The organism is Paenibacillus bovis (assembly GCF_001421015.2).
Classification (GTDB): Bacteria; Bacillota; Bacilli; order Paenibacillales; family Paenibacillaceae; genus Saccharibacillus; species Saccharibacillus bovis.
The window spans coordinates 903,526-912,500 of the sequence record NZ_CP013023.1; the positions used below are offsets into that span (position 1 = coordinate 903,526).

Sequence of the window (8,975 nt, forward strand, 5' to 3'; positions counted from 1 at the left end):
TCGTAATCTAACTGCATTCCTATAAAATAAAAAAGCGTGACCTGTTCCTGGGAACAGATCACGCTTTTTTTGGATTTAACCTTATCCATGTGTAGCTTATACTTCAGCCCATTCCCGTCGCAGACTGAACAGACTTTGCAGTTCGTCGTTGGACAGCTCGGTAATCCAGCCTTCCGAGGTCGAGATGATATTGTTGCTGAGCTGCTGCTTGCTTTCCAGCATCTCGTCGATGCGTTCTTCCAGCGTACCGAGGGAGATGAATTTGTGTACCTGCACATCTCGGGTCTGGCCCATCCGGTACGCCCGGTCAGTTGCCTGGTTCTCAACTGCCGGGTTCCACCAGCGGTCAACGTGGAAGACATGGTTGGCTGCGGTCAGATTGAGACCGACGCCGCCTGCTTTCAGGGACAGAATGAATATATTCGGTTCGCCCGGAGACTGGAACTGTTCAATCATCCGGTCGCGCGCGGTTTTGGACGTGCTGCCGTTTAGATACAGTACCGGCTCATCCAGATCTTCACTAAGCACACGCTGGATAATTTGCCCCATCCCGATATACTGGGTAAAAATCAGACACTTCTCGTCTTTGGAACGAAGCTCGCGTACCATTTCCAGCAGACGTTCCATTTTGGCAGAGCGACTGACCAGTGCTTCCAGATCTTCCGGCACATCCGGTATTTCGGTCTCTTCCGGATCTGGAGTCTGGGCACGGGTATGCAGCAACGCTGGATGATCGCAGATTTGTTTGAGCTGGGTTAGTGCAGACAGGATCGCTCCTTTGCGCTTCATGCCTTCCAGATCATTCATATGCTGCATCAGCTGATTAACAGCTTGATCGTACATAACGCCCTGCTCCGGCGTGAGATTAATATAGGTTTTCATTTCATTTTTCTCGGGCAGATTGAGCTGGATATTCGGATCTTTTTTCGTCCGGCGCAGCATGAACGGCTTGACCAGCTTTTGCAGATCCAGCGTACGCTGCTCGTCTTGCTCTTTTTCGATCGCCTGGGCGAATCGGTCCTGGAATCCTTTCATACTACCCAGATAACCCGGTGTGATAAAGTCATAGATCGACCATAGCTCAGCCAAACGGTTCTCGATCGGTGTACCGGTCAGTGCAACGCGGTGCAGCGCGGACAGGCTGCGTACCGTCTGCGACTGACGAGTCTGGGCATTTTTGATATTTTGTGCTTCATCCAGACAGATCGTTGCCCAGGTCACTTCCTGCAGCAATGACTGATCAAGTGATGCAGTGGCATAAGACGTCAGGATAACGTCGTGTTCGCTGACCAATTGGTGAAAATTATCGCTGGATAATCGCTTGCTGCCATAATGTAGCGCAACCTTGAGCGAAGGCGCAAAGCGCATAATTTCCTTTTGCCAGTTGCCGAGAACCGAAGTCGGACATACGACCAGTGAAGTTGGGTTGGATACCGCCGGACTGACTTGCAGTATCGCTGCCGCTTCTTTATCCGCCTTGTCGTTTTGCTCACGGTTATCCATAGTGGTTGCCCCTGCATGATTTATTCGATTCGCCGAATCCAGACGATTCATAGGGTCAGATACTGTATCCGCGGCTGCTGCCAGCTGGCTATGCTGTATATCTTCCTCAGCCGTTTCCAGGAGCAGACGGGACAGACGTAGCGTCTCGGAAGCTGCATCTTCCTTGATATGCAGCAGATAGGTGATGAGCTGGATCGTTTTTCCGAGACCCATATCATCGGCCAGACAAGCACCCAGTCCAAACCGACGCAGGAAGGATAGCCAGGAGAAGCCTTCCTGCTGATATGGACGCAGCTGGGCGTTCAGAGCAGCAGGAACCGGGATAAGCGGCATATCATTTTGCTGGCTAATCTGGCTGATCAGTCCGGCGAGATGCTCATTTAGCTCCACTTCAATCTCAATCCGCTGATTTTCCTCTTCTTCCGCTTCGTTTTCTTCTTCTTTGGCAGCACGGCTTTGTCGCATCAGATGCAGCTGTAACACATCCTGAAAAGAAAGCCCGCGCCGCCGGTCGATCCCGTTCATCGCGCGGCGAATCTGCTCCAGCAGCTCCGGATCAAGCACAATCCACTGACCGCGGAACAGGGCAAGCCGTTCCTGTTTCTCCGCGAGTTCGGCGAATTCTTCTTCGGTTAGCTCAGTCTCTCCAATCGATACCCGCCAGTCAAAGTCGATCAGTGCATCCAGTCCAAAGAAAGACTTGCCCGTCCGTTTTTCCTCTTCTTCGCTGACTTTGGCTTTGAGCTTCGGACGCTTGCGGCGTGCTGCTTCCCACCAGGCCGGCAGCAGTACGAGCCAACCGGATTGCAGCAGACGGTTGCTGTATTGGGACAGGAAGCGCCAGGCCTGCTCGTTGTTCAGCGTTCGGCCGATCATATCCTGTTCCGTAGCAAATTGGGTGACGGGCAGAACCGCACGCAGCTGTTCGCGCCATCCGGCAGAGCGATCACGTACATGATGCTCCCAACCGTCCGGCCAATCTCCTTCTGCATAGCCGCTCATTTCCAGACGGACGGGTACCAGATGGGTCTCGTCCGCCTTATCCTGCAGTACCAGCCGCAGCCGCCATCCGCTGTTGGTATCTTCCGGTTCCAGCAGCTGCAGCGCCGGACGGAAAGGAGCCATATCGCTTTTCCAACCAATCGAGACAAGCCAGGTATTCTCGTCCAGACCTGCCGTGCTGTTGTTCCGGTCAAATAACTGCGGATATTCCCGCCGCAGATCCGCCGCTTCGGCTTCATCGTTGTAATAGCGCTCGGATACCGCCGCCGAGTAGGCAGCCTGCAATCCCTGCAGAAAGTCGCTATCCGCTTCTTTCAGGATAGTCTGCACTTCAGCCTTTTGCCGTTTGCGCCCGGCTGCTTTGAGTACTTCTTCGGTATCCCATTTCCACTGCAGCTTGCCCCGTCGATACGCATTCAGGCTGGGCATATACTTCTTGTTGTCCAGACTGGAGAGCAGATAAGGAGCCAGCAGATGCAGCTGGGCGGCTTCGCCCTCCCATTTCCAGTTCACATGATGCAGCAGCTTTTGATCGGCAAAGAAAGAGATCACCTGCTCTGCCGGCAAAATGATCAGTTCCACCTCCGGTGTCTGCTCGACCTCCAGCTCTGTTCCATAAAAGGAAGGCTCATGCCAGGCAAACAGCAGGTGCTTGAGATACATGGCCGGAACGAAGCCGTAAGCTTCCTTGGAACCGTAAATCAGGGCATCGCCGTATTCGCTGATCCCTGCCTGAATCGTGATGTTTTGCAAATAATGGCTCATGGAATCAGTTTTCCTTTCCGTAATTCTTCCTGAAGAGCGCGCAGACGGCTGTGTCGTCCGGTGAACTGCTCCATGAACTGTTCCCAGCGCTCTTCCTGTTTGATTTTTTTATATAGTTTGGACAGACGTTTGAGCAGCCGTACGGCTGCTTTGTAGCCGTCCCTGTTTTTGTGGGCCATATGACGCTCTACCGCTTGATGGTAAAAGGGCAACAGCATCTCCGGTGCATTCATTTCCAGCGGCTTCAGCTCGGTCACTTTGTAGCTGGCAGGGTCTTTGCCGGAAGAGAGCTGATAATCCATCCACTGCTGCCATTTGCCGTATTCCAGTAATTTATCTTCATACAAACGTCCGCCCAGCGGCAGCAGACTCTCCAGTGTAGTCCACATCTGTGCCTGTGCTTCCGGTTGATGTCGGATTGCTTGTTCCCAGTGCTCACCATAGCCCTGCAGATCCGAATACTGCCGTCGTAAAATAGGAGCGAGCTCGACAAGCCATCTTACCATCCGCGGCCACTGTTGCTTTTGCTCCAGCTGGGTCAGTAGATCCGGCAGTCTTTCCGGGTAAAAGTCATGCCGCTCTGCGGCTGCATGCAGAACCTCCAGCGCCTGATCATCCTGTTCCAGCAGAAAATCAATATAGCTTTGCGCCAGTAGTAGGGAAGCATAGGCAAAGGAACTTCCGGATCTGCGCATGCCCGGCTGTGGTTCTTCTACCGGGATAGCTTGCTGCAGCGCAGCCGGTTCATCGCGCAGCAGCTTCTGTCCACGGTCCAGCGGAACAATCCAGCTGTGCCAGAACTCATAATAGCAGGACAGCAGAGCATAGGAATCTCTTACTTCAGCCAGCATCCCGTGCCGAATATGATCCAGCATAGCGGTGAGCAGCTGCCATTCCTGCTCATTTTGCGGAGCGGGAAGAGACTGACTCAACTGCGCGTTCAGCAGATTCTGCATCTCTGTTACCGCCATCCGGGTATGATAGCCGAGCGAGAGCGGCGTAGAACCGGTAATTTTGTGGGTAGGCTGCATGACGCTGCCATAGATCAGCAGCAGTGCATTCAGCCGGTAGATAGCTTCGGCAACCGGAGTCAGCCGGGGCTGATGCTGCATAAGTATTTCCAGTGCCTGCTCGGTATATTGGACATTCCGAATACTGTCTTCTAGCGGAGACAGCTGTTCGTTCATATGCTGCTGCCAGTCAGCTAGGGAATAGTCGGAAGGGTACATGTCTGCATCCGTATAGATTTTATCTTTAGGTTCCATAGGGTTCATTTCTCCTGCGATCAAGTCAGAATTGGTATCCCCTTATTATATCATTGGGGAGGTACTGAAATCGGAATGATCTGATAAAAATATGAAATTGCGTATCGCGAATACGAAGTGCCAAGTAGTAGGTGATAAGGAGCTTCACTGCTGTCCTGAACCGAAAATAATAGATCCTTCAACAGTCTTGGCAAAAATTTGCCGTGAACATGTGTGATTCTTTCAATATTGACTGCTATAACCGATATATATAGTACTAAACCAATTATACGGATTGATAGGGATTCATAGGGGAAGGCGATCATGATGCCGGCCCCCTGTTTGCTATCTTATTTCACCCGAAAGGAGGACAACTATGGATTTTCACCAGTCACTGCTTTCCAGCCTGAATGATCAATCCCAGCTGCGTACGCTGATTGATCTGATTCCCGAATTTATCGTGCTCAAAGACGGCGACGGACGCTGGCTCATATGCAACAAGCTGGTTATGGATATGTATGAGCTGAAACTCGAAGACTATCTGTACCACAACGATCTGGAGATTGCCGCGTATCGTCCCCAACACACAGCATTGTTTGAATATAATTACAAGACCGATGAGCTTGCCTGGGAAAAAGGCTCTGCGCTGCTGGTCGAAAAGTCATTTGTCGCTCCTGACGGTATTCATCGCACATGGGAAGTCATGAAAACACCGATTTTCGATGAATATGGAAAACGACACCGGCTCGTAATCGTGAGCCGGGATGTAACCGAGCGCAAAAAGGCTGAGGAAGCGCTGCATGCCAGCCAGGAACAATACCGACTTATCGCCGAAAATATGTCGGATGTAATTACGATGATGACACCGGAGCGAAAGCTTCAATATGTGTCGCCTTCCCTGGAGATGATGCTTGGTTATTCCCCCGAGACATTTTATAAACAGGAACGATTCTCGCTGCTGCATCCCGACGATCTGGAGCGTTTTGTAGCGGCCTTTGAGCGGACAGTAACAGATCGCGCCATCGGAACCAAAGAGGAGTGCAGATATCATCATGCAGAAGGGCATTACCTCTGGTTTGAAATGAATATGACCTATGTTGCCCGCAGTGGTAGCCATACCGATTATGTACTGATTGTCTCGCGCAATATTATGGAGCGCAAAAACCATGAGCAGCAGCTACGCTCGCTGGCCTATATGGATCCGCTCACGGGTGTCCCTAACCGTCGCTACCTGATGAACCAGATGAACCAGGATATGCAGACTACTATAGATAACAATACACTGCTGGGCGTTCTGTATCTGGATATTGATCGATTCAAGGAAGTAAATGATACGTTGGGGCATGAAGCAGGTGACGAACTGCTGGTACAGATGGTCAAGCGGATATCCGGCGAGCTGGGCCCGATGGACACGATTGCCCGGATTGGCGGCGATGAATTTGTTGTTATTTTGCCGCTGATTACTACGCGTGGCTGTATTGCCGAAATCGCCGAACGGATCTGTGCCCATCTTCAGCAACCATGGGATCTTCAATCACAGTCAGTCGTAACCGGATCCTCTATCGGAGTAGCCGTATACCCGCATGACGCGACAGAAGCAGAAACGCTGCTGCGTTATGCTGACAGAGCCCTGTATACCGCCAAACGATGCGGCCGTTCCCAGGTCCGTTTTTATAATGAAGATAAATAAAAAGTAATCTGGCCGCCGGAATATTTTGTTCTGGCGGTTTCTTATTGAAAGAACACATAATTGACCATGCTCCATGCTCCATGCTCCATGCTCCATGCTCCATGCTCCATGCTCCATGCTCCATGCTCCATGCTCCATGCTCCATGCTCCATGCTCCATGCTCCATGCTCCATGCTCCATGCTCCATGCTCCATGCTCCATGCTCCATGCTCCATGCTCCATGCTCCATGCTCCATGCTCCATGCTCCATGCTCCATGCTCCATGCTCCATGCTCCATGCTCCATGCTCCATGCTCCATGCTCCATGCTCCATTATATAGAGAGAGGATTAACCGCAAAGTGGATATAACCCTCTTTCGTACAGAGAATCGCTCAATTAACCGCCTCGGTTACACAAAACATTTTGTCCCGTAAATATGAATTATGTGATAGCATAAAAAGACAAAATCAGACATTTGGTACACAGCTATAATGTAAACGCTATCAATATAAATGACTGCATACGGAACTGCATGCACACCCAGATTGCAGTCGCAAAGAGACAGACTGCTATGAATAAAGAACCATTTCCGTTATGCGCATAACTAAACTTAAAACTGAGGCATCTGGTGATATAGGGAGTGTCTGAATGAAAGAACTATGCAAAATATTGATCGTGGATGATGAAGTGCTGGTTCGTCAGGGAATCAAGCATTATCTGGTATGGGAACAATACGGATTCCAGATTATCGGCGAAGCGTCCAATGGACGGGAAGCGCTGGATCTGATTGACGAACTCCAGCCCCATATCGTGATTACGGATATCGTGATGCCGGTCATGGATGGCGAAGAATTTACCCGGATCGTCAAGCAGAATTATCCCCAGATTGAAGTGATTGTGCTCAGCAGCTATGGAGAGTTCAGTTATGTACGTTCAACATTCCAGAGCGGCGTAGCGGATTATATTCTCAAGCCCAAGCTGGAGACACAGGAGCTGCTGCAGGTTTTGCAAAATACGGCGCGGCGTATTCCTTCTCTTGCTTATGACGAAGCCGCCGGTGATGAGCAGGTGACGGTCGATCATATTATCGAGAAGCTGATTGCAGGTTATGAAATGGATTACGATCCGCAGATGATCGCCGTTCATTTTCCATATGACAGATATACACTGGTAGGGATTCAGCCGCAGCAGCTGCGTGTATCCGGAAACGAGCTTACTCTGCAGCAGAAAAGCAGCTATGTCTCGGCGATCAGCAGCCGGCTTGCCGAATCGATCGAATCCGCCGGTGTGCCGGTCAGCTTCCGCCCGGTAGCCGCAGATCCGCAGCTGATTGTCTTTTTATTAAATATGAATACAGGCGATGAAGCGGCAGTGATTTCACGGGTGCGCGAGCTTGCCCATGCAGGCAGAGCAGAAGATCAGCAGACCATATGGGCAATGAGCGAAGCTTTTGCGAACGTCGATCAGCTGGGATCCGTTTACCAGCAGCTGCTCAAACTGCTGGAATATCATTTTTATTTCCCGGATCGTCATTTTATGATGGAAGCAGAACTGGGTGAGCCGGTACCACTTCCGGGAGCGTTTAATCTAAAGCAGTTTGCCGAGGAGATGCGGCGCGAGAACTTTGACTCTGCCTTTGCCGAACTGGATACATATGTCCAGGCCATGGCAGGCAATTACCGGGCTACACCGTTTGAACTGAAATCTTTTCTGGGCAATATTATCTTTAATATTATTACGCTGCTCGGCAATCAGGATTATGATGTCCGACAGTTGGATGAAGAAAAGTATGATTATTTTCGAGAAATCAACGATGCGATTCATGTACAGGATACGATAGCCGTGCTACATGAATTTCTGAGCAGGGTTCATCTGCAGATCCAATCCCGTTCTTCCCAGAATGGCAGTGCCAATATGAAGATGCTGCTGGAATATATAGAAGAACATTATGCCGAGCCGCTGAGCCTTACCGGACTGGGACAGCACTTTCATTTTAATCCGTCCTATCTGTCGAGCTACTTCACGACACATAACAAGGAAGGATTCAGTGAACACCTCAACAAGATCCGGGTAGAAAAGGCAGCCGAGATGCTGCGTACAGATGTATATTCCATTTCCGAGATCAGCGGCAAGGTCGGATATTCAGATCACAGTTATTTTACCAAAGTATTCAAAAAATGGACCGGTCTGTCGCCCAGCCAGTATCGCAGGCAGCATGTACGCGGCTGATTGGCCGCTGTGTATTGGCAGAGACAGACGCGCATAGTTTGCGACATCCCTGTACTTTGCTGCAGGGATGTTACTGTTTGCTGGCTAATGATCCAGCCATTATATACGTTGCAACTGATTGGCTGCTGCAGAATACGTTTGTAGAAGTACCCGGTAGTCCGATTTTTTATAACCCGAACAGAAAATGAGTGTGAAGTCAGATGAATTGGAAGAAACATGCGCTCCGGTTTGAGCAGCAGGGTTTATTTTTTAAACTGTTTATTGTGATGGTCGTCAGTATTATCGCCGTCTGTCTGCTGACCTCGCTGGTGACGATACGCATGTCGGAAAGGCTGTTTACAGAGACATTCAGCATTACCAATTCCAAAGTGCTGAATCAAATCAAAAGCAGCATGGAATCTTTTAACGACTCGATTGTGAATGGAGTCAGTCACGCCTCCCAGAACGGTACAGTCAAAAATTATCTGACCAGCGGCGAAAGCGATTCGATTACCATGTCCAGCTCCTACTTTGATATGGGTCAACAGATGAAGCAGATCAAGTCGAATGTGGATGCTTATGA

Annotated in this window: 6 protein-coding genes (1 of these 6 running past the window's edge); 3 read left to right on the plus strand and 3 right to left on the minus strand. The window is 50.2% G+C overall.

Going from position 1 to position 8,975, the window contains the following annotated elements; all coding sequences use genetic code 11:
• Positions 1-96 precede the first annotated feature (96 nt).
• Both AR543_RS03930 and AR543_RS03935 read right to left on the minus strand, forming a co-directional pair.
• Positions 97-3,270, minus strand: coding sequence for a DEAD/DEAH box helicase (locus tag AR543_RS03930; RefSeq protein ID WP_060532013.1), 3,174 nt, complete (start codon positions 3,268-3,270; stop codon positions 97-99).
• Complete coding sequence (locus AR543_RS03935; RefSeq protein WP_060532015.1) at positions 3,267-4,535, minus strand: hypothetical protein; 1,269 nt, start codon at positions 4,533-4,535, stop codon at positions 3,267-3,269. Before AR543_RS03935 ends, AR543_RS03930 begins: the two co-directional genes overlap by 4 nt.
• Positions 4,536-4,890: 355 nt before the next feature.
• Between AR543_RS03935 and AR543_RS03945 the strand changes: the two genes are divergently transcribed.
• Positions 4,891-6,204: a diguanylate cyclase domain-containing protein gene (locus tag AR543_RS03945; RefSeq protein WP_060532018.1), complete on the plus strand. Its 1,314-nt coding sequence runs from the start codon at positions 4,891-4,893 to the stop codon at positions 6,202-6,204.
• Between the two features lie 41 nt (positions 6,205-6,245).
• Here AR543_RS03945 and AR543_RS03950 read toward each other — a convergent pair whose 3' ends face one another.
• Positions 6,246-6,503 carry a hypothetical protein gene (locus AR543_RS03950; RefSeq protein ID WP_064505553.1) on the minus strand — a complete coding sequence of 86 codons (258 nt, stop codon included), beginning with the start codon at positions 6,501-6,503 and terminating at the stop codon, positions 6,246-6,248.
• 329 nt (positions 6,504-6,832) lie between these two features.
• Between AR543_RS03950 and AR543_RS03955 the strand changes: the two genes are divergently transcribed.
• Together AR543_RS03955 and AR543_RS03960 are read left to right on the plus strand one after the other, a co-directional pair.
• Positions 6,833-8,413 (plus strand): response regulator transcription factor, encoded by a 1,581-nt coding sequence (locus tag AR543_RS03955; RefSeq protein WP_060532020.1) that lies wholly within the window; start codon positions 6,833-6,835, stop codon positions 8,411-8,413.
• A 200-nt stretch (positions 8,414-8,613) separates the two neighbouring features.
• A protein-coding gene (locus AR543_RS03960; RefSeq protein WP_060532022.1) for a sensor histidine kinase crosses the window boundary here: on the plus strand, positions 8,614-8,975 show its 5' portion. It continues 1,465 nt past the right edge of the window; only the first 362 of its 1,827 coding nucleotides appear in the window; the start codon lies at positions 8,614-8,616; its stop codon lies off the right edge, out of view.

Coding starts and splice junctions, on each gene's coding strand:
- AR543_RS03930 (WP_060532013.1), bottom strand. CDS start 3,270: ATGAGCCATTATTTGCAAAACATCACGATTCAGGCAGGGATCAGCGAA.
- AR543_RS03935 (WP_060532015.1), bottom strand. CDS start 4,535: ATGGAACCTAAAGATAAAATCTATACGGATGCAGACATGTACCCTTCC.
- AR543_RS03945 (WP_060532018.1), top strand. CDS start 4,891: ATGGATTTTCACCAGTCACTGCTTTCCAGCCTGAATGATCAATCCCAG.
- AR543_RS03950 (WP_064505553.1), bottom strand. CDS start 6,503: ATGGAGCATGGAGCATGGAGCATGGAGCATGGAGCATGGAGCATGGAG.
- AR543_RS03955 (WP_060532020.1), top strand. CDS start 6,833: ATGAAAGAACTATGCAAAATATTGATCGTGGATGATGAAGTGCTGGTT.